The sequence below is a fragment of the Streptococcus anginosus subsp. whileyi MAS624 genome, assembly GCF_000478925.1.
In the GTDB taxonomy this organism is placed as follows: domain Bacteria; phylum Bacillota; class Bacilli; order Lactobacillales; family Streptococcaceae; genus Streptococcus; species Streptococcus whileyi.
In genome coordinates, this window is the sequence record NZ_AP013072.1 from 1,499,544 (window position 1) to 1,520,041 (window position 20,498).

Sequence of the window (20,498 nt, forward strand, 5' to 3'; positions counted from 1 at the left end):
ACCTCTTATAAATAAGCAAACAAGGAAGCGTCATTTGCTGCATTTTCCCAGTCAAATGGCGTTTCTTGATAAACAGCATAATTAATCCAATTGTTGAAAAACAGCGCCGCAGCCAGATTCCATCGTAAACAGGGGATTGAAGTAACGTTATCATTTTTGAAATAATTTTCTGGAATATGCGGATTCAGCCCTTCGTCTACATCACGCAAATATTCTTTTGCCAAAGTCTCGCGGTCATATTCCAAATGGCCAAAGCTATACACTTCGCGAAGATCACGACTTGCCACGACGGAGACACCGACTTCTTCTCCACAAGCTAAAATTTCCAAATTACTCTTATTTAGAATGTCTTCCTTGCGAACTTCTGTATAACGCGAATGAGGAGCTGCATATTCATCATCAAAGCCGCGGAACAGCAAATTTGGTTTTTCTGGTGTGGATTGACTATAAATACCGGACAACTTGCGCTTCATCTGGTGTTTGGCGATGCCATAACGAGCATAAAGAGCTGCTTGCGCTCCCCAACAAATATGCAACGTTGAGTAAACATGCGATTTGGACCAGTCAATAACTTGTCGGAATTCTTCCCAATAATCTACTGCTTCAAAAGGCAAATGCTCGACTGGCGCTCCAGTGACAATCAAACCGTCAAAATAACGACTCTTGATCTCATCAAAAGTCTTATAAAACGTCTCCATATAGTCCGCATGTGTCGTTTTGAAGGTATGAGAAGTCATGTAAAGAAATTCAATCCGAAGTTGCAATGGCGTATTTGATAAATGACGCAACAACTGCGTTTCTGTTACTGTTTTTTGCGGCATTAAATTCAAAATCAAAATATTCAGAGGACGAATATCTTGGTGTTCTGCACGCTCATCATCCATGACAAAGATATTCTCAGATCTTAAAATGTCAACAGCTGGTAATTTCTTATCAATTTTAATAGGCATGAAAATATCTCCTTTTGCTTTCTGCTTTTATTATACTGAAAGGAGATATAGTTTTCAATTATACTTTTTCTACAACAAGATATAGCTTTTAGTTATACCTTAATAATGCATGAGAACTTTGTAATCGTAGTTACCAATAGCTTCGCGTCCCTTCAATTCATCCAATTCAATAAGGAAAGCGCAACCTGCAACGATACCACCTAAACGTTCAACCATTTCAATTGTTGCTTTAACCGTTCCTCCCGTTGCAAGAAGGTCATCAACAATCAGTACACGCTGTCCAGGCTTGATAGAGTCTGCGTGCATTGTTAAGGTATCTATACCATACTCTTTTTCATAACTAGCTGAGATAACCTCACGAGGCAATTTCCCAGGCTTACGTACTGGAGCAAAACCAACTCCAAGCTCATAAGCTACCGGACATCCAACAATAAATCCACGCGCTTCTGGACCGACAATCATGTCAATTTTCTTGTCCGTAGCATACTGAACAATTTCACGAATGGCATAGCTGTAGGCATTTCCATCTGCCATCAATGGGCTAATGTCACGAAATAAAATCCCTTCTTGTGGGTAGTTTTCAATGGTTGCAATATAATCTTTTAAATCCATAACTGTCTTTCTATCAAAAAGTTTTTACTCTCTATTATATCATGTTTTTTAGGAAATGGGGCAGAAAACATACTTGCTTTCAAAAAATAGTCACAGCACAGTCATTCTCGTCTTTTGCTATTTTAAAATAATACTTGCAACAATTGGACTGACAATCACATACATAATCCCTGTCACGCCAATAGCTAGACCAGCCATAGCTCCTGCGACTTGTCCATATTTAAAAGCTGTCCCTGTCCCAACAGCATGTCCCGTTCCTCCAAGAGCTAAGCCTACTGCAACAGGATCTTTGATTTTTAAGATTTTTAAAACAGTCGGACCGATCACACTTGTCAAGATTCCCGTTGCAACTACAACTACCAACGTCACTGTCGTCAGCCCTTGCATTTTATCTGTAATTCCAACCGCCATAGCTGTTGTTACTGATTTAGGAAATAGTGAAATTGCTAAGAAAAAATCCATTCCAAATGCCTTGGCAACTAAAGCTGTAAAGCTGGTATTCACTACTACTGCTACAAAAGTACCAATCAAAATGCTTCTGGCATGGTGTTTCATGAGATGAAATGTTTTATACAAAGGAATTCCCAGTGCAACCGTTGACGGCACAATGAGATTATTCAAATACGCCCCGCCTACGTAGTAATTCTTGTAAGAAATTCCTGTCAATTTTAAAAATACAATGACAAATATGGTGGCTAGAAGTAAAGGTGTTGTCAAAGGATGCGGAAATCTGCGAAAAATCAACATTCCTACCAGATAAGCAAAGATTGATAAAGCCAAACCAAATAAAGGATTGCCCCACAAATTAGACATTTCTTGTTTCTCCTTCTCCGTAATCTCCTTCAAAGCGATTTTTGATAAAATGAACAACCACGGCAATGACAACCACATTGATCACAATCGCCCCAACAATAATCAAAACAATCGGCAACAAATAAGGCGCAATGACATGAAATTTATCCATAATTCCAACCGCTGGCGGCAAAAATAAAATGGTCATATTGGCTAATAAAAAATTTCCCACCATACTCACATGCCGCAATCTGAAAATTTTAAATTGTAAAGCCAAAAAAAGAAGAATGAGGCCAATAATGCTTCCTGGAATAGGCAAATGAAAAAGATAGGAAATCCCTTCTCCTATCAAAGAAATCGAAAAAATAATCATCAATTGTACGTATAATTTCACAAGAAACCTCCAAACTTTCTAGTAACAGTCTACTACTTTTCAGAAAAATTTCAATATTTTTCAAAAAAATAAATGAGTGAATCCGTTCTCTTCACTCATTTTATCTTCTAGTAAGAAAAAAACGTCACTAACGAGCGTTTTGTAACAAAACGGAAGACATGGGATTCGAACCCACGCACGCTTTCACACGCCTACTGCGTTTCCAACACAGCCTCTTAAGCCTCTTGAGTAATCTTCCATATTTAACAATGGAGCCGGTGGGAATTGAACCCACGTCCAAACACCTGCCAACACATTTGTATACAACCATAGGTTATGTATTGGATTTAACTTCACTTTGACACATAACTCAAGCCCAAGCCAAGCGAGTCTATCAGTCTCTTATCAAGCCCCTAGACAAGGCTTAATCGTATCTCGCTATTATTAAGACCGGTCATCGAACACGAGCAATCCGAATCTGGTCACGCTGGCTGTTTTTTAGGCAGCTAAAGCGTAAGAATTATTATTTTTTGCAGTTATATTTAACTGGCGCTTTACATCCGCTCGATGAGTCGCAAAATGTGCCTCATAATGCCTGTCGAATCCGTAACGACCCCAAGACATAAAAACATTATACCATATTTTTAATAATATTTCAATTTTTAGGTCCATTGTTTTTTAAATCTACTTTTTTACAGGAACTTTTATGCTATACTAAAAAGGAATCTGTTTGAAAGGATTGTTATCACATTATGGTATTGCATCTTATTTGGCTTCTTCCTGCTCTTCTTTTTCTTGTCTTGATTTATATAGAGCCAAGGCGACTCTTCAATGCGTATTTGCTTAGTATTGTTTTAATTTTATTTGCCGCTATCGTTTCTGGTTTGTTTGTGATTCATATGGAACAACTTGTCAATAGAAATCTGGCAATGCTTTCTTTGCTCATCTTAGCACTTTTCATTCCTTTGAGTGTTATAATTTCAACCATTTATCTCATTTTTAATGGCAGACAGATGATGACCTTTGAAGGCAGGCGTTTAGCAAACCTTCTCTCCCTCTTTTATGGACTCGCTATTGCTCTTTCCCTAGCGCTTACTTTTTTCTTTCCCCATTTTATCTTTCTTCATAAAATCCTATCTCTTACAAATGGACTTCTAATTTATGGTAGCTATCTTTATGTGACCTATATCCTTTACGGTTTTGTTTATAATGTATTGCCCGTCATAAAACATCCAGACTACATCATCATCTTAGGGTCTGGTTTGATAGGAGACAAGGTTCCACCTCTTCTCGCTCAACGACTCGAAAAAGGAAAAATGAGGTATGAAAAATTTAATCATACTCCTAAAATTGTCGTGTCTGGCGGTCAAGGTACGGACGAAACATTAACCGAAGCAGATGCCATGGCACAGTATTTAAGGCAAGCTGGTATTTCAGAGGAAGATATTATCGTTGAACGGCAGTCAACAACTACCTTAGAAAATCTGCGTTTTAGTAAAGTAATTTTGGATGAGAAACGTGAGAAAAACTACCGCTGCTTGGTCGTCACCAACTCTTTCCACTCTTTGCGAGCAGGCATTTACATGCGAAAGCTTGGTTTGAAAGGACGTAGTATAGGTTCCCGAACAGCACTTTATTTTCTCCCGTCGGCTTGGATACGTGAAACGCTTGGACTAATCATGCTTTATTGGAAATGGCATGCCGTTTTTCTTGGATTGTATTTCATTGTTTGGCTTACTAACCTCTTTCGATAAGGCGTAATTTTACTTAACGGAATGAACAATTCGTAGAAAACGATTGAAGCTGCCGACCGAGGCGACAAAGTAAACTAAAACTCATTCGCCTCGTCCGCTCGGCTGACACTATAAACCAAAACTCATTCACTTCGTCCGCCCAGCTGACACAATAAACCAAAACTCATTCACTTCGTCCGCCCGGCTGACAATATAAATCAAAACTAGTTCATTTCGTCCGCTGGGCGGACGGAAGAAATGTCATGCAGTTTTGAAGATTTAGCAAAAAATAGTTGTGAGACAGAGCAATTGCATTTTAGCTTTATGTCACCAAAGATAAAAAAACACGAACTCGTCCAGATTAGCTAGCAACTAGTCAAAGACAGAGTTCGTGTTTTATTGTTTAATTGGAGTTTTCTTTTGCTCCTTTATTCGTTAGGCTTCTTTCTTAGCAAACTGACTTGTATATAAGTCGTAATAGAAACCTTTATCAGCTAAAAGCGATTCGTGAGTTCCTTGCTCAATGATTTGCCCGTCTTTGAGAACCAAAATCTTGTCCGCCTCTTGAATCGTCGATAAGCGGTGAGCAATGACAAAGCTTGTTCGTCCTTGCATGAGGTTCTTCATCGCTTTTTGAATCAAGAGCTCTAGGCGTGTATCAACGGACGAGGTTGCTTCATCCAAAATCAAGATTTTTGGATCGGCTAATAGTGCTCGCGCGATGGTCAGCAATTGTTTTTGTCCTAGCGAAATATTGCTGGATTCCTGATTCATTTCCATATTATAGCCACCTGGAAGCGTCCGAATGAAATGATCGACATTAGCTGCTTTGGCGGCTTCCACAATCTCTTCATCTGTCGCATTCAGATTCCCAAAGCGCAAGTTTTCTTTGACTGTTCCTTCATAAAGCCAAGCGTCTTGCAAGACCATACCAAATTGTTTGCGGTAATCTTGGCGCGATAAGTTGCGAATATCGTGACCATCCACAGAAATTGAACCTGCTGTTACATCATAAAAACGCATGAGCAGATTGATAAGGGTGGTCTTTCCGGCACCGGTTGGACCGACAATCGCCACCATTTCGCCCGGCTTAACCTCTAAGTTGAAGTCTCGAATGAGCGGTTTGTTTTCCACGTATTGAAAGTCAACATGCTTGAAGCTGACCTGACCTGTCAAATCATGTTCCAGCCACTCTTTCGCATCTGTTACTTCGTCTGGTTCATCCAAGACTTGGAAAACACGATCCAGCGAAGACTTAGCACTCTGCAATCGCCCAGCCAATTGCGTTAGGTTTTGGATTGGTTGGTTTACTTGCCACACATATTGTACGAATGCTTGCATGTTCCCAATCGTTAATTGTCCAGAAATGACTTGCAGACCACCAACAACTGCTACAAGCAGATAAGTCAAATCTGAAACGGCGTTCAAAATTGGCATCATCAAGCCAGAAATAAAACTAGCTTTGAACCCGACTTCTTGGAGTTTTTGCGTGATTTCTCGAAAATCGTCTGAAGATGTTTCTTCACGACCATAGAGTTTCAGCACATTAAAACCAGTTAGATTTTCTTGAACAAATCCATTCATGACACCTAGCGTATCTGCTTGCTTTTTAAAATACGGTTGTGATTTTTTCAAAATAAAAGTCGCCCCAAAATAGGTCAATGGAATGCTAGCAATCACTATCAAAGCCAGTTGAAAATTAAGATACAAGACCATTCCGATAACTAAGGTAATGGTCAAAACCGCATTTACAACTTGTAAGAATGATTGTTGAAGCGCATTTGAAACAGTCTCTACATCACTGGTAAAGCGCCCTAGCAAATCTCCAAATTGATGCTTATCAAAGTAAGAAACTGGAATTTGATTAATTTTAGAACTCAACTCATTGCGCATGTCACGTACTGTATTTTGCACCGCATTGGTCATAAAATAATTCGAATAGTAAGCCCCAATTTCATAGAACAAACCACGCAAAAGGTAAAGTGCCATTACCCAAAAGACATATGTTGTGTTTATACTGGCGCCTTCGACTCCTTTTGCCATATCCAATACATTTCGTGTCAATTCTGTAATAGCAAGACCAAGTACAAAAGGCTCTAGCACGCTCATCACAATACTCACCACCTTCAAAAAGATAGCAAGGATTACTGAGAGTTTATAAACTTTTAAATAACTCCACAAGCGCATAAAACTATGTTGTTTCATCTTTCCCTCCTATTCTTCTGTTAGTGATTGACTATTAAGCTGAGAATTGGCAATTTCGCGATAGATGTCATTATCTTGCATCAATTCTTCATGCGTTCCACGACCGACGATTTCGCCCTTATCAAGGACAATAATCTGGTCAGCGTCCATAATGGTTCCCACACGTTGTGCTACAATCAATACAGTAGCATTTTGCGTAACTTCTTTGAGTCGACTTCGAAGAATGGCATCGGTCTTATAGTCCAAAGCGGAAAACGAATCATCAAAAATATAAATATCTGGCTCTTTTACGACTGCCCGCGCAATGGAGAGACGTTGCTTTTGACCACCAGAAAGATTGCTTCCACCTTCTGCCAAATGCGTTTCAAAACGCTCTTCCTTGCTTTCGATAAAGTCTCTCGCTTGTGCTACATCTGCTGCTTGCACCAATTCCTCACGACTAGCATTTTCTTTCCCATAGCGAAGGTTTTCTGCGATTGTGCCGGTAAAGAGCAAAGCCTTTTGTGGAATGAAACCTATCTTCTGCCGCAACGCTTTTAGGTTATAAGAACGCACGTCCACTCCGTCTACTAAAATCTTTCCAAGTGTCACGTCATAGAAACGCGGAATCAATTGCACCAATGAGGACTTCCCTGAGCCGGTCGAGCCGATAAAAGCAATCGTTTCACCAGGTTTCGTTTTGAACGAAATATCATGTAGCACCGGGCTTTCTGTCTCACCGGGATAAGCAAAAGTAACATTGTCAAACTCTAAATAACCATGACTGTCTGTCTCCGTAACACCGTCTTCGTTTGGATTGATTGAGATTGGCATTTCCATTACTTCTTTTAACCGTTCACTCGAAACAGCAGTTCTAGGATACATAGTAAACAAGCTAGACAGCAACAGAAATGACAGCAAAGCATGGAAACTGTATTCAATAAAAGCAACCAAATCCCCAACTTGCAAGTCTCCTGTACCAAGTGGTTTTAAAGCAAACCAGACAATGGCAACAATCATGGCAATGATGATTTGAACAAAGAGCGGTTCTGTCAAACCGGTTAATTTAAATAATCGATTGGAGTTATCCGCATAAATTTCATTTTGTGAAGCAAAGCGCTCTTCTTGAAATTCTTCTCGTGCAAAAGCCCGAATGACACGTAGACCCGTTAAATTTTCACGCGCGTATTGATTGATTTTATCTAAAGTTTTTTGTTGTTTTTCTGATAAAGGACGAGTCTTGACTGCTATATACCAAACGACAATGCCGAGGAAAGGAACAGAAATTGCAACAATCCAAGCCAAGGAAGGACTAGTGAAAAAAATCATCATCACACTAGAAATCATCATCATTGGTGTAATGACACCCATTTTTAGGGATTGCTCTGCGAACTGCATCAAAACAAAAGCATCACTGGTAATCCGTGTCACCAAAGACGAAACGCCGATTTGCTCATATTCATGATGCGAATACTCTTGCAATTTATCATACACATCATTGCGCATGTCCCGTACCATGCTCGTCGTTAATTTCCCAGCAGCATAGGCAAGGACAATCCGTCCAAAGACTCCTAGCAAAATGACAATGAGCATCACAATCGCCCAATAATACAAACGATTGCTATCTCCTCGATTAATCCCTTCATCAATCATTCGTGCCAAAACAGTCGGCAAACCGAGATTTACCACAACAAAGAAGATAGCACCAAAGAAATCCAACATCAACCATTTGGGATATTTTTTCAAATAAGACCAAATATACTTCATGTTTCTCCTTTCTCCTCATAAAACAAATCCACAATAAAAAAGCACCAACGTACTTTTTAGACAAAATGGGGGAGTGGGACAGAACTTATCTTGAAAAATTTAAGTTCGTAGTCCCACCCCCGCAAAGGTGATTAGGTGCTCTTTCGAGCTTGAAAAGCGAATAAAGAGTCCAATCACCTACTGCGTCATTCGCTTATCACTAAATTAGATAGAGGCTGAGATACTTTTTGTCCGACCTCATGTAAAAATAGTATAACAAAAAGATGATATAAATGCAACACTAGCAATAATCTAGTTGGTAACAGTCACTTCTCCTGTTTGATAATTTAGCCGAAGTCCTGTCTGTACGTTGGGAACAAAGACATTTATTTCCAGACTGCCGTCATTAGATTTGCCTTCAATATGCGAACCAACCGGCACCAAATCCTGTTCATTGGCATAAATCAAAGTCACCCGATACCGAACTCGTTTATTTTTGTCTAGTGCCTTGCGGACCTTTGTTTCATAAAAATTTTGACCCGTAGAATGACCAGTATTGGCTTGATTAGCCCAAGCTGTTTGCACAGCGATGTTTTTCGGGTTGCTGGTCGAAGCATCAAAACCTTTCAAGTTGCCAATCAAAGCATAACCCAACAAATGCCCACGGTCAACCGCATGATTATATTCACCTGATAAATGCTTCACCTGATGCCAACCAGCAGGTGTCCAAGTCGTGGAGCCATTTCCTGTCTCCTCACGATTCTTATACTGACGAGTGGCTTTGGATAAAAGAGCATTGGCTACAGTCGGAACAGTCTGACCCCGGACGAGCTTGGTCTTATTATCCGCGTAAGGAACGCTTGCGACTTTGGCATCCAATGTTGTTTGATTTTCGTTGATTGTGAAAGCTCCCGCTCCATTCCATTCGATCTTTCCTTTAAGCTGCCGCTTGACGGATTCTGTCAAAACACTCTGCGCTAATTCTTGACTGGGTGCTGCATGATTCGTCCGAATACTTCGATTAATAGCAGTGCTGTCAGAAGGCTTCGTACTACTATGATGATTGCTAAAAGAATAACCTCCTAGCACAAGAACCAGTGCTATAACCAGACCAGCTACACTTTGTGTTACTTTCTGGTTGGATTTCTTTCTCGCCATTTCTCCTCCCTTTTTAAATAAATAGGAAGCGGGACTCAAAGCCAACTTCTACGAAATCACGACCTCTGTCTCACTCCCTTTTTCCTATCAATATTATTGTCTATTGTCCTGTGAATTTGCTGATGATTTCCTGCCACTTATCTGGCGATAAAATAGCCCATGGACTTTTGCCACCGTAGCCAACAACTAAGCCAAGTGAAAACAAAATCAAACCAAGCAACAAGACTGCTAGAACAATTCCAACTTGTTTTCCAACGTATTTCAAATCATTATTCATCGTCTTCTTCCTTCACTCGCTTAATAGAAGCACCTAAGTTAGACAACTTTTTATGGAACTGGTAATAGCCTCTGTCCAAGTGAGTTAGTTGTCCTACTTTTGTTTCACCTTCTGCAACCAAGCCTGTTAAAATCAACGCGGCACTCGCACGCAAGTCTGTTGACATCACCTCTGCCCCTTGCAAGGCTTGACCACCGACGATACGAGCTGTGTCCCGCATAATTTCTGAATGTAAACCCATCCGACGCATTTCTTCCAGATGTTGGAAACGATTCTCAAAAACAGTTTCAATCATGGTAGACTCACCCTTGGCAACCGTCATCAAAGCTGTAAATTGTGCCTGCATATCTGTTGGGAAACCTGGATGCGGAAGAGTCTTCACATTGACCGCTTTTAGCTTGGATAAATCTGAACGAATCCGAATCCCTTCGTCTTCTTCGGTAACAGATACACCCATTTCCATCAATTTCGCGATAAGTGGACGATTATGCTCCCAGATAGCATCTCGCACAAGAACATTGCCACCTGTCATAGCAGCTGCTACCATAAAAGTTCCGGCTTCGATACGGTCTTGGACCACGCTGTGACTTGTCCCAGATAATTCCTTAACCCCAGTAATAGTTAATGTTTCCGTACCTGCACCACGGACTTTAGCACCCATTTTGTTTAACAAAACAGCTAAATCCACAATTTCAGGCTCCCGAGCTGCATTTTCAATAACAGTCACACCGTCTGCTAACGTTGCTGCCATCATAATATTTTGCGTCGCACCCACACTTGGAAAATCCATGTAAATATGAGCTCCATGCAATCGGTTAGCTTTGGCCTCAATAAATCCAGCCGTCTGCTTAATTTCTGCTCCCATTGCCTCTAAACCTTTCAAATGAAGGTCAATAGGACGGCTTCCAATCGTACAGCCACCTGGCATCGAAACCTTGGCATGACCATTACGCGCCAAAATCGGACCTAATACTACGATAGAAGCCCGCATTTTACTTACATATTTATAGGGCGCTTCTTCGCCCAATGGTTGGGTAGCATCCACCGTAATCTTGTTTTCTTCCTGCTCAAAAGTTACTTTTGTATTCAACCAACGAACCACATTATTCATCGTAAAAACATCCGATAGAACTGGCACATTTGTAAGAATGGTCTTTCCTGTCTTTGCTAAAATAGTGGCTGCAAGCAATGGCAAAACAGCATTTTTGTCACCTTCAATTTTAACCGAACCAACTAACGGATTTGAACCACCTTGTATAATAATTTTATCCATATTTTCTCCAAAACACTTATTGTATTTCTTTTCTCATCTTATAAATTGCTATTAAACACATCACGTCCCAATGTATAGAGACTGAGGAAGAAAGAGCTGAGCAAAAAGCCTAATGCAATACTAAGCAATAAAATCAAAAAACGAATTCTAAAAGCATTGTCAGCATTCACTTTCAATAGTTTTTCCCAATTCACAACAGTAGAAAGCAAGTGAAATGAAAGAAAAATAAAAATCATATGGCTACTAAGCGTAAAAATTAACTGAATCATATCCCCATTATACCAAAAAAATAGATGAGAGCAAACTATCGGACACGAATCATGTATCGATAACAAAAAAGCCATTATAAAAAAGGCCAATTGGCCTTTTCGTATTATAATCTTGTTCCAACGTTAATTCGGTTAATGGCACGCTGAAGAGCGATTCTGGCACGACGTTCTTGGTCAATTAAATGCTTTTCCTGTGCTTCTTCAATGGCACGCTCGGCACGCAATTTTGCTCTTTCAGCACGACTGATGTCAATATCACGAGCGCGTTCAGCAGAGTCTGCAACGATGGTAATCAAATTATCAGCAACTTCGACAATTCCACCATTCACCGCAATCCAATTGACATGATCTTCTTCATCAATCCGCTTCACTTTGACCTCATCGACAGCCAAAACAGCAATCATGTTTTCATGATGCGGCAAAATCCCCATTTCTCCATCAAGAGTTTTAACGGAAACAAACGTTGCATGATGATCAAAAACCAGACCATCAGGTGTAACGATTTGTACTGTCATTTGAGCCATAAGTCACCTCTTAGAATCCCATTTTTTCAGCTTTAGCAACCACATCTTCAATAGAACCAACGCCGCGAAAGGCATCTTCAGGAAGATGATCATATTTACCTTCAAGAATTTCTTTAAAGCCACGAACCGTATCAGCAACTGGCACATAAGAGCCTGGTTGACCGGTGAATTGTTCCGCCACATTAAAGTTTTGTGATAAGAAGAACTGAATCCGACGTGCACGAGCAACCAAGGTCTTTTCTTCGTCTGACAATTCATCCATACCCAAAATAGCAATAATATCTTGCAATTCATGGTAACGTTGAAGGACGCGTTTTACTTCTGCTGCAACAGCATAATGCTCTTCACCGACAATTTCAGGAGCAAGCGCACGTGAGCTAGAAGCAAGCGGATCTACTGCTGGATAAATACCTAATTGTACCAATTTCCGTTCAAGGTTAGTTGTTGAATCTAAATGAGCAAAAGCTGTAGCTGGCGCAGGGTCAGTGTAGTCGTCGGCTGGCACATAGATAGCTTGGATAGAGGTTACAGAACCTTTCTTGGTTGACGTAATCCGTTCTTGCAATTGTCCCATTTCTGTCGCAAGTGTTGGTTGGTAACCAACGGCTGAAGGCATGCGTCCAAGAAGGGCAGATACTTCAGAACCTGCTTGCGTGAAACGGAAGATATTGTCAATGAATAACAACACATCTTGACCTTCGACATCACGGAAATATTCAGCAATGGTCAAACCAGTCAAAGCCACACGCATACGTGCTCCAGGTGGTTCATTCATTTGACCGAAGACCATGGCTGTTTTTTCAATAACGCCAGATTCTTTCATTTCCCAGTAAAGGTCGTTCCCTTCACGTGTTCGTTCTCCAACACCAGTAAAGACAGAAATTCCACCGTGTTCTTGGGCAATGTTGTGAATCAATTCTTGAATCAAGACTGTCTTTCCAACTCCGGCACCACCGAAAAGCCCGACTTTCCCACCTTTTAGATAAGGTGCAAGGAGGTCAATAACCTTGATTCCTGTTTCTAAGATTTCTGATGAAGTAGACAACTCATCAAAAGTTGGAGCTTTTTTGTGGATTGGTTGACGTTCTGCATCTTCACCAAAAGGAGCTTCCAAGTCAATGGTATCTCCTAAAACGTTAAAGACGCGACCGAGTGTTTCTTTCCCAACGGGGACAGAAATTGGACGACCAGTATCTAGGACTTCCATGCCACGAGTCAACCCGTCAGTTGATTCCATAGCAATGGTTCGAACCACTCCGTCACCAAGCTCAAGAGCTACTTCAAGGACGATTTTCGATTTATTTTCGTCATTTTTATAGACTACAAGTGCATTATTTATCTCAGGTAATTTATCACCAGCTGCAAACGCAACGTCAACGACTGGTCCGATAACCTGAGCAATTTTGCCTGAGCTCATTCTTTTCTCCTCTTTATATTTATTTTCTGTGACACTATTCTAGTGCACTTGCACCCGCCACAATTTCAGTAATTTCTTGCGTGATAGCTGCTTGTCTAGCACGATTATACTGAATGGTCAAATCATTGATAACTTTTTTCGCGTTATCTGTTGCTGTCTGCATCGCGGTCATTCCAGCTGCATTTTCTGCTGTTTTCGCATCAATAATTGCCCCGTAGATCATACTTTCAGCAAACTGAGGCAACAATTGATCCAAAATGACATCGCGACTAGATTCCAATTCCAAATTCAAAACGTAGTCTTCGTCTGCTTCATTTGGATCCAAATCCACGATTGGAAGCATTTGTTCAACACGCATTTGGCTGGTCAAACTATTGACGTGGTGATTATAACAAACATATAATTCATCAAACAATTCGTTTTGGTACATTTCAACCGTTTTGCTAATGATTTTACGAACCTCATCAAAGCTCGGTTGATCTGCTAAACCACGTAATTCATAAATAGGCTGAAGCCCGCGTGCCCGAAAGAAGTCCGAGCCCATACCACCGATTGAAATAATGACGAAATCATCTTTATCATGGTATTCTGCAAAAAGTTCCATCATGGATTTGAGAATGGTCGCATTGTAACCGCCAACTAAGCCGCGATCCGATGTAATAACGATATAAGCTGTTTTTTTCACCGGACGACTAATCAACATAGGGTGATATTTGGAATTTTGCACTTCATGACCATGAAGCAAATCTGTCAACAACTTTCTGACTTTAGAAGCATAGATTTGGAAATTCTTGGCCGCTTCTTCTGACTTTCCTAGCTTAGCAGCAGATACCATTTGCATAGCATTTGTGATTTGACTGGTGTTTTTTGTGGATGCAATTTTATTTTTTATATCATTTAATGAAACTGCCATCTGACACCTCTATTCTTACTTGAAGCTAGACTGATTGATAAATTCAGTAATTGCAGCATCTAAGACTGCTTCCTCTGGAAGGTCTTTTGTTGTACGAATGATTTCATAGAGGTCTTCATGATGAGCATCAAAATAATCAAACAGTTCTGCTTGAAAACGAAGAATATCATCAACCGGTACACTATCCAAGAAACCATGTGTCAAGGCGTACAAAATAACGACTTGTTTTTCAACTGGTAATGGTTCATGAACCGGTTGTTTCAAGACTTCTACCGTCCGACGACCACGATTCAATTTCGCTTGTGTCGCAGCATCCAAATCACTACCAAACTTGGTAAATGCTTCCAGTTCACGATAAGAAGCAAGGTCAATACGCAAGGTTCCGGCAACCTTCTTCATCGCTTTTATCTGTGCAGAACCATCTACACGTGATACAGATGAACCGGCATCAATAGCAGGTCGAACACCTGCATTAAAGAGACTGTCGCTTAAGAAGATTTGACCGTCTGTAATTGAAATTACATTGGTTGCGATATAAGCGGAGATGTCTCCTGCTTGCGTTTCGATAAACGGCAGTGCTGTAATAGAACCACCACCTAATTCATCCGAAACTTTGGCAGAACGTTCCAAAAGACGGCTATGAAGATAGAATACGTCTCCTGGGAAAGCTTCACGACCTGGTGGACGACGAAGCAAGAGTGACAGTTCACGATAAGCAACCGCTTGTTTTGATAAATCATCATAGACAATCAAAACGTGTTTGCCACTATACATAAATTCCTCTGCCATTGCTACACCTGCATAAGGTGCTAAAAACAGCAATGGTGAAGGTTGAGAAGCTGACGCTGTGACAACGATTGTGTAATCCAACGCCCCATACTGACGAAGCGTTTCTACTTGCGTACGAACCGTGGATTCTTTCTGACCAATGGCAACATAGATACAAATCATATCTTGTCCCTTTTGGTTCAAAATCGCATCAATCGCAATACTTGTTTTACCAGTTTGACGGTCTCCGATAATCAATTCCCGTTGCCCACGACCGATTGGCACCAAAGCATCAATCGCTTTCAGACCTGTTTGAAGCGGTTCTGATACAGATTTCCGCTGCATAACCCCTGGAGCAGGTGTTTCAACTGGACGCGTCTTATCTATCTTGATCTCGCCAAGCCCATCAACCGGACGACCGAGCGGATCCACAACCCGACCAATCAAAGCATCTCCGACAGGCACTTCCATGATTTTACCAGTTCGACGAATGGTATCCCCTTCGCGAATATCTGTGAAATCACCTAAAATGATAATCCCTACATCTGTTGATTCTAAGTTTTGTGCCATACCGTATGAGCCATTTTCAAAAATCAACAGCTCACCACTCATTGCATTGTCAAGACCATGAGCACGGGCGATTCCATCACCAATATATGTGACGACCCCTGTTTCCGTGACGTCAAAATTTGGCTGGAAATTTTCAATTTGTTGCTTAATCAAAGCGCTGATTTCTTGTGCGTTAATCGCCAAAATTCACACCACTTTCTATTTCAATTTTTCTTTTACTGTTTGTAATTGACGTTTAATACTTGCATCAATTGTCTTATTATTAGCAGTGATGATAAAGCCACCAATAAGGCTCGCATCAAGTTCTTCTTTTAAGGAACGAACTTGCAATCCAAATTTTCGCTCAACAATTGGAATAATTTTGGATTTTTGAGTCTCAGATAAAGTCTGAATGGATTTAATCGTCACTTCAAATTCATTACTAATCATTTCAAGCTGATGAAGACTTTCTACTAAAATATCATAAAAAAGATCTTCACGATGATTGTGAATAATAACTTCAATGAAGTTGTCAATCAAAAGCGAATCAGATCCTTGAAAATAGCGAAGGCTTTTTTCTTTTTCTGTATCATCAACACCAATGTGCGATAGAAAGGCAACTAAGTTTGTATCATCCAAAATGTCTTTCATTTGATGAAGCTGTTCAAAGACATTTTTTTGTTGCCCTTTTTCAATCACAAGTTGGACAAAAGGTGTGGTATATTTTTCAACTACCGCAAATCTTTTTTTGTCCATTAAGCATCTCCTAGCTTGTCAATGTACCGGTCAATCAACTCTTTGTGAGCTTCTTGATCCAACTGTTGGCCTAAAATTTTACTAGCAAGATTTACAGTCAAATCAGCTACATCACCTTTAATACTGTTCAAGGCTTCTGCTTTGGTTTGAGCAATTTCTTGATTTGCTTTCTCTTTTAAACGTCCAGCTTCATCAGCTGCATCTGCCAAGATTCCTGCCTTATTTTTCTCAGCAGTTTCTTTAGCATTCTCAATAATGGTTGTCGCTTCCTGACGACTACCTGCTAATTCTGTTTCTCTTTTTTGCGCTAAATCTTCTGCTTTTTGACGAGCAGATTCTGCACCATCAATATCATCTGAAATCTTTTTAGCACGTTGCTCAAAAGTACTTGTGATATTCTCCCAGGCAAATTTCTTGATTAAAATGATTAACAGAAGAAATGAGCCTGCTACAAGGATAAAATCCCCAATAAGACTACCTAAAGTAATATTCATCTCTTATCTCCCTTCTATTCCTCACTGTTAATTTTCTTACCTAGATACATAGATGTCAACATGGTAAATACATAGGCTTGAATACATGAAATAAAGACTGAAAAAGCAGTCCAAACAAGATTCAATACAAAAGCTACCGAATACCAGAAGACAGCCTGATGAGATAAGGTCGCAAGTAAGCCAGATAATACTTCACCCGCGTAAATATTTCCGTAAATCCGCAAAGCCAAAGAAGCAAAATTGGTGAATTCTTCCAAAATATTCATTGGAGTCATTCCAACAGGTGTCACAAAAGCTTTGAGATACGCTTTCACCCCACGTCGGCGAATCCCTTCAATGTGACAAATCAAGGTAATCAAGAATGAAAATCCTAGGTCAAATGCAAGATTAGCTGTTGGAGATGTCCACAAGTTATATCCCTTGGTTGTCTGCACTTTTGCCATCAAACCAAGATTGTTAGCTACTGCAACGAAAAGGAATAAGGAAAAGATAAATAGAGAATAATTCTTTATATATTTATCGCCAATATTTCCCTTTGTAAAGCCAATAACAAAATCATAGAGGTATTCTAAGACATTTTGTTTGCCAGAAGGCTTCAGCGTCATTTTCCGACTAGCCCAATAAACAAAGGCAAATACGATAAATACAGTTAGAAGAGACATAGCAAGTAGAGTCAAATCAAAAGTCACAGGACCTAAAGTGATAGTTGGATTTATACTTTCTTCCAACGAACTCCACCCCCTTTTCTAAAGGATAACTTTCTTTTCTTATTTAATGATGAATGACATCGCAAGTGTTACGAAGAAAGTACCTTCGATAAAGGCAATCCCCATGATCATGAGCGTTCTCAACTGACCAATGATTTCTGGTTGACGTGATGCTGATTTAAATAGATTTGCCATTAAAAAACCTTCAGCGAGCGAAACACCCATACAGGCAAGACATAATCCAAAAAATGTTAAATTCATGATGAATTCTCCTTTATGTTTAAAATTTACTTACTTAGTTTAGTCCTAAAAATTCTTTTTGTCAAATGTTTTTGTCTTTTGGAAACGTTTTATACGGATTTCTTTCAATTTCCAAAAAAGTAGGCTATCCTCAACAATTGTGGTTTTAGAATAGTAGTAAAACGAACTTGATCCCACTAGATAACCTATTGATATATGAAGCTGCGATTCCTATTTATTAAATTTCGTTTTGCTACAAAATCATAGTCTTTCTATCTCTAGATAGGTCAAATAAACAGGAAGTATGAGCAACTTTTCAACAAAGAGGCTGGTTAAGTTCCAGCCCCTAGCTTATTACTTTTTCAGGTTCCAAATTTCTTTGGCGTATTGTTCAATCGTATCATCTGATGTGAATTTATCAGATGTTGCGATATTAACAAGGCTCATGCGCGCCCATTTTTCTTTGTCGCGATAGAGTTGGTCAATCTTTTCTTGAGCCGCTACGTACGAAGTAAAATCTTCCAGAAGGAAGTATTCATCATTGTGCGTAATCAAAGCTTCATAAATCTCAGAACCTTCATTCCGGACATTTGGAATGGTTCCATTCACAAAACTATCCACCACACGGCGAACCACAGGATTGCTTTCATAAACACCACGTGAGTAGTAATCATGACGGGCATAATGGTCATAGACTTCATCTTTGTCCATACCGAAAATTACAATATTGTCATCTCCGACTTCATCTTTGATTTCAATATTGGCTCCGTCAAGGGTTGCCAGAGTAATGGCGCCTGTCATCATGAATTTCATATTAGATGTGCCGGAAGCCTCCTTGGAAGCGAGCGAGATCTGCTCTGACACATCTGCAGCAGGAATGATGAGTTCAGCCAAGCTGACCCGATAATTTTCAAGGAAAACAACCTTTAGCTTGCCTTGTAGACTCTCATCATTATTGACAAGATTAGCCACTTCGTTGATCAATTTGATAACAGATTTGGCAAAATGATAACCCGGCGCTGCCTTGGCACCAAAAATGAAGACACGTGGCACCATATCTTTATCAGGATTGTCTTTTAAATCCCAATATAGTTTAAGAATATGGAGCAAATTGAGCAATTGACGCTTATAGGCGTGAAGCCGTTTCACTTGCACATCAAAAATAGCTTCCGTTGACACTTCCACTCCTGTAGATTCTTTGATGAAAGCTGCTAAGCGTGCTTTAGCCTCCTGCTTAACATTATAAAATTCGCTCAAAACATGCTGATCATCTTTGTAGTCTAAGAGTCTACGAAGTTCATGAATATCCGTCCGCCAGCCCTTACCAATCAAACGATCAATTTCATTTGACAATGGTTCATCTGCAATTTGCAACCAGCGACGTTGAATGATGCCATTCGTTTTATTGTTGAATTTTTCAGGATAAATGGCATAAAAATCACGGAGCGTATCTTCTTTGAGAAGTTCTGTGTGAAGTTTTGCCACTCCATTGACCGAATGACCGCCAATAATCGCCAAATGCGCCATGTGGATTTGATTATCTTTGACAATCCGAGTATGTTCAATCACTTGTGGGTCAATGCCACGCGCAGCCATATCAGCAATATAACGATTGTCAATTTCAAGAATAATTTGATAAACACGAGGAAGAACATTTTTAAAGAGTTCCGCATCCCATCTTTCTAGGGCTTCTGAAAGGATGGTATGATTGGTATAGCTCATCGTCTGAACTGTCGCATTCCAAGCGTCTGCCCATTCAAGACCGCAGTCATCAAGTAAAAGCCGCATAAACTCTGCTGGTGCAACCGCTGGGTGGGTATCGTTGATATGAACCGATACCTTTTCATGAATTTGCTCTAAAGGCAGCCCTTGCTTCCGATAAGATTTGATAATCGTCTGCAAGCCGGCACTGGTCATGAAATATTCTTGAATCAAGCGCAGTTCTTTTCCTTCATAGCTTGAATCATCTGGATACAAAATAGCTGTGATATCTTGTACTTTGCGGCGTGCTTCAATTGTTGGATATTCTAGCTCATATTCTTCAGGAATTTCGATATCCCAAAGACGAAGATTGTTGACAACGTCATTTCCAAAACCAATTTGTGGTACATCGTAAGGTACTGCACGGAGAGTTTGCGAATTTTCATAAACGGGAAGCATTCGCCCTTCTTTGTTGGCTTGCAGATAGACATTTCCAAAGATTTTAACATCTACAACATCGTGATCCTTACGTGTTTCCCAAACATTTCCGAGACTACCAAACCAATCATCCGGCAATTCGACTTGATATCCATTTACAATTTTTTGTTTGAAAAGTCCGTAGCGATAGCGGATTCCATTACCAAATCCCGGATAGCCTGTGGTTGCAAGTGAATCCATAAAAGCTGCTGCAAGACGACCAAGACCGCCATTTCCTAACGCCATATCGTACTCAGCCTGTTTGACAGCTGTAAAATCAACACCTAATTCATCAAATCCTTCTTTGACAACATCGAGGATTCCAAGATTTAGTAAATTGGTTTCCAGCATTCGCCCAGGCAAAAATTCAATAGAAAAGTAATAAGCAATTTTTTGCTTGTCTTCTACTAGTTTGTTTCGTCGTTCCAACCACATAGGAGTGATGTATTTGCGAATCGTACGTGCTAAGGTTTGAAACAGCTCTGTCGGAGTGGCATCTTCTACCTTAATTAACTGTTCTTCATGTAAAATATCTTTAAAATCTTGAAGAAACTGTTCTTTTGTTAGTTCCATTTCTGAATAGCA

General features: G+C 40.1%; 20 protein-coding genes, 1 tRNA gene and 1 other RNA gene. 1 reads left to right on the forward strand and 21 read right to left on the reverse strand.

Annotated features, from left to right (window positions below):
* Positions 1–5 precede the first annotated feature (5 nt).
* From metA to ssrA, 6 genes are all read right to left on the reverse strand, one after another.
* A complete protein-coding gene (metA, locus tag ANG_RS07625; protein WP_003037498.1) occupies positions 6–950 on the reverse strand; it encodes a homoserine O-acetyltransferase MetA in 945 nt (314 codons plus the stop codon).
* Positions 951–1,049: 99 nt separating this feature from the next.
* On the reverse strand, positions 1,050–1,562 hold the full coding sequence (locus tag ANG_RS07630) for an adenine phosphoribosyltransferase (RefSeq protein ID WP_003037315.1): 513 nt from the start codon (positions 1,560–1,562) through the stop codon (positions 1,050–1,052).
* A 117-nt stretch (positions 1,563–1,679) separates the two neighbouring features.
* A complete protein-coding gene (locus tag ANG_RS07635; protein WP_003037392.1) occupies positions 1,680–2,375 on the reverse strand; it encodes an LrgB family protein in 696 nt (231 codons plus the stop codon).
* Positions 2,368–2,748, reverse strand: a complete 381-nt coding sequence (locus ANG_RS07640; RefSeq protein WP_003037448.1) for a CidA/LrgA family protein — start codon at positions 2,746–2,748, stop codon at positions 2,368–2,370. The genes ANG_RS07635 and ANG_RS07640 overlap by 8 nt, the downstream gene beginning before the upstream one ends.
* Positions 2,749–2,898: 150 nt before the next feature.
* Positions 2,899–2,986 (reverse strand) — tRNA-Ser (locus tag ANG_RS07645).
* Between the two features lie 8 nt (positions 2,987–2,994).
* Positions 2,995–3,344, reverse strand: a transfer-messenger RNA (tmRNA) gene (ssrA, locus tag ANG_RS10730).
* 135 nt (positions 3,345–3,479) lie between these two features.
* On the opposite strand from ssrA, the gene ANG_RS07650 reads away from it, so the two are divergent.
* On the forward strand, positions 3,480–4,481 hold the full coding sequence (locus ANG_RS07650) for a YdcF family protein (RefSeq protein ID WP_003037347.1): 1,002 nt from the start codon (positions 3,480–3,482) through the stop codon (positions 4,479–4,481).
* Positions 4,482–4,895: 414 nt separating this feature from the next.
* Here ANG_RS07650 and ANG_RS07655 read toward each other — a convergent pair whose 3' ends face one another.
* From ANG_RS07655 to ANG_RS07725, 15 genes are all read right to left on the reverse strand, one after another.
* Positions 4,896–6,665, reverse strand: coding sequence for an ABC transporter ATP-binding protein (locus ANG_RS07655; protein ID WP_025271876.1), 1,770 nt, complete (start codon positions 6,663–6,665; stop codon positions 4,896–4,898).
* Positions 6,666–6,674: 9 nt separating this feature from the next.
* Positions 6,675–8,411: an ABC transporter ATP-binding protein gene (locus ANG_RS07660; protein ID WP_003037228.1), complete on the reverse strand. Its 1,737-nt coding sequence runs from the start codon at positions 8,409–8,411 to the stop codon at positions 6,675–6,677.
* 291 nt (positions 8,412–8,702) lie between these two features.
* A complete protein-coding gene (locus ANG_RS07665) occupies positions 8,703–9,548 on the reverse strand; it encodes a DNA/RNA non-specific endonuclease (RefSeq protein ID WP_020999531.1) in 846 nt (281 codons plus the stop codon).
* A 100-nt stretch (positions 9,549–9,648) separates the two neighbouring features.
* Entirely contained in the window at positions 9,649–9,825 is a 177-nt protein-coding gene (locus ANG_RS07670; protein ID WP_003037331.1) for a DNA-directed RNA polymerase subunit beta, read from the reverse strand.
* Positions 9,818–11,098, reverse strand: coding sequence for a UDP-N-acetylglucosamine 1-carboxyvinyltransferase (gene murA, locus ANG_RS07675; protein ID WP_025271877.1), 1,281 nt, complete (start codon positions 11,096–11,098; stop codon positions 9,818–9,820). The genes ANG_RS07670 and murA overlap by 8 nt, the downstream gene beginning before the upstream one ends.
* A 38-nt stretch (positions 11,099–11,136) precedes the next feature.
* The gene (locus ANG_RS07680) at positions 11,137–11,367 is read right to left on the reverse strand and encodes a DUF1146 family protein (RefSeq protein ID WP_018543445.1); all 231 of its coding nucleotides are present in this window, start codon (positions 11,365–11,367) and stop codon (positions 11,137–11,139) included.
* A gap of 104 nt (positions 11,368–11,471) precedes the next feature.
* A complete protein-coding gene (locus ANG_RS07685) occupies positions 11,472–11,891 on the reverse strand; it encodes a F0F1 ATP synthase subunit epsilon (protein WP_003069748.1) in 420 nt (139 codons plus the stop codon).
* 10 nt (positions 11,892–11,901) lie between these two features.
* Complete coding sequence (gene atpD, locus ANG_RS07690; protein ID WP_003030503.1) at positions 11,902–13,308, reverse strand: F0F1 ATP synthase subunit beta; 1,407 nt, start codon at positions 13,306–13,308, stop codon at positions 11,902–11,904.
* 34 nt (positions 13,309–13,342) lie between these two features.
* Positions 13,343–14,221, reverse strand: a complete 879-nt coding sequence (locus ANG_RS07695; protein WP_003025271.1) for a F0F1 ATP synthase subunit gamma — start codon at positions 14,219–14,221, stop codon at positions 13,343–13,345.
* Positions 14,222–14,236: 15 nt separating this feature from the next.
* Positions 14,237–15,742 (reverse strand): F0F1 ATP synthase subunit alpha, encoded by a 1,506-nt coding sequence (gene atpA, locus ANG_RS07700; protein ID WP_025271878.1) that lies wholly within the window; start codon positions 15,740–15,742, stop codon positions 14,237–14,239.
* A gap of 15 nt (positions 15,743–15,757) precedes the next feature.
* Positions 15,758–16,294, reverse strand: a complete 537-nt coding sequence (locus ANG_RS07705; RefSeq protein WP_025271879.1) for a F0F1 ATP synthase subunit delta — start codon at positions 16,292–16,294, stop codon at positions 15,758–15,760.
* Positions 16,294–16,788: a F0F1 ATP synthase subunit B gene (gene atpF / locus ANG_RS07710; RefSeq protein WP_003037243.1), complete on the reverse strand. Its 495-nt coding sequence runs from the start codon at positions 16,786–16,788 to the stop codon at positions 16,294–16,296. Before atpF ends, ANG_RS07705 begins: the two co-directional genes overlap by 1 nt.
* Before the next feature lie 14 nt (positions 16,789–16,802).
* Positions 16,803–17,516: a F0F1 ATP synthase subunit A gene (atpB, locus tag ANG_RS07715; protein ID WP_003037456.1), complete on the reverse strand. Its 714-nt coding sequence runs from the start codon at positions 17,514–17,516 to the stop codon at positions 16,803–16,805.
* Positions 17,517–17,555: 39 nt separating this feature from the next.
* Positions 17,556–17,756, reverse strand: coding sequence for a F0F1 ATP synthase subunit C (locus ANG_RS07720; RefSeq protein ID WP_003025282.1), 201 nt, complete (start codon positions 17,754–17,756; stop codon positions 17,556–17,558).
* 333 nt (positions 17,757–18,089) lie between these two features.
* Positions 18,090–20,486, reverse strand: coding sequence for a glycogen/starch/alpha-glucan phosphorylase (locus ANG_RS07725; protein WP_025271880.1), 2,397 nt, complete (start codon positions 20,484–20,486; stop codon positions 18,090–18,092).
* Positions 20,487–20,498: the final 12 nt, after the last annotated feature.

Bases quoted from the DNA above. Each gene is read 5' to 3' on its own strand.
- metA (WP_003037498.1), bottom strand. From the start codon at position 950: ATGCCTATTAAAATTGATAAGAAATTACCAGCTGTTGACATTTTAAGA.
- ANG_RS07630 (WP_003037315.1), bottom strand. From the start codon at position 1,562: ATGGATTTAAAAGATTATATTGCAACCATTGAAAACTACCCACAAGAA.
- ANG_RS07635 (WP_003037392.1), bottom strand. From the start codon at position 2,375: ATGTCTAATTTGTGGGGCAATCCTTTATTTGGTTTGGCTTTATCAATC.
- ANG_RS07650 (WP_003037347.1), top strand. From the start codon at position 3,480: ATGGTATTGCATCTTATTTGGCTTCTTCCTGCTCTTCTTTTTCTTGTC.
- ANG_RS07655 (WP_025271876.1), bottom strand. From the start codon at position 6,665: ATGAAACAACATAGTTTTATGCGCTTGTGGAGTTATTTAAAAGTTTAT.
- ANG_RS07660 (WP_003037228.1), bottom strand. From the start codon at position 8,411: ATGAAGTATATTTGGTCTTATTTGAAAAAATATCCCAAATGGTTGATG.
- ANG_RS07665 (WP_020999531.1), bottom strand. From the start codon at position 9,548: ATGGCGAGAAAGAAATCCAACCAGAAAGTAACACAAAGTGTAGCTGGT.
- ANG_RS07670 (WP_003037331.1), bottom strand. From the start codon at position 9,825: ATGAATAATGATTTGAAATACGTTGGAAAACAAGTTGGAATTGTTCTA.
- murA (WP_025271877.1), bottom strand. From the start codon at position 11,098: ATGGATAAAATTATTATACAAGGTGGTTCAAATCCGTTAGTTGGTTCG.
- ANG_RS07680 (WP_018543445.1), bottom strand. From the start codon at position 11,367: ATGATTCAGTTAATTTTTACGCTTAGTAGCCATATGATTTTTATTTTT.
- ANG_RS07685 (WP_003069748.1), bottom strand. From the start codon at position 11,891: ATGGCTCAAATGACAGTACAAATCGTTACACCTGATGGTCTGGTTTTT.
- atpD (WP_003030503.1), bottom strand. From the start codon at position 13,308: ATGAGCTCAGGCAAAATTGCTCAGGTTATCGGACCAGTCGTTGACGTT.
- ANG_RS07695 (WP_003025271.1), bottom strand. From the start codon at position 14,221: ATGGCAGTTTCATTAAATGATATAAAAAATAAAATTGCATCCACAAAA.
- ANG_RS07705 (WP_025271879.1), bottom strand. From the start codon at position 16,294: ATGGACAAAAAAAGATTTGCGGTAGTTGAAAAATATACCACACCTTTT.
- atpF (WP_003037243.1), bottom strand. From the start codon at position 16,788: ATGAATATTACTTTAGGTAGTCTTATTGGGGATTTTATCCTTGTAGCA.
- ANG_RS07720 (WP_003025282.1), bottom strand. From the start codon at position 17,756: ATGAATTTAACATTTTTTGGATTATGTCTTGCCTGTATGGGTGTTTCG.
- ANG_RS07725 (WP_025271880.1), bottom strand. From the start codon at position 20,486: ATGGAACTAACAAAAGAACAGTTTCTTCAAGATTTTAAAGATATTTTA.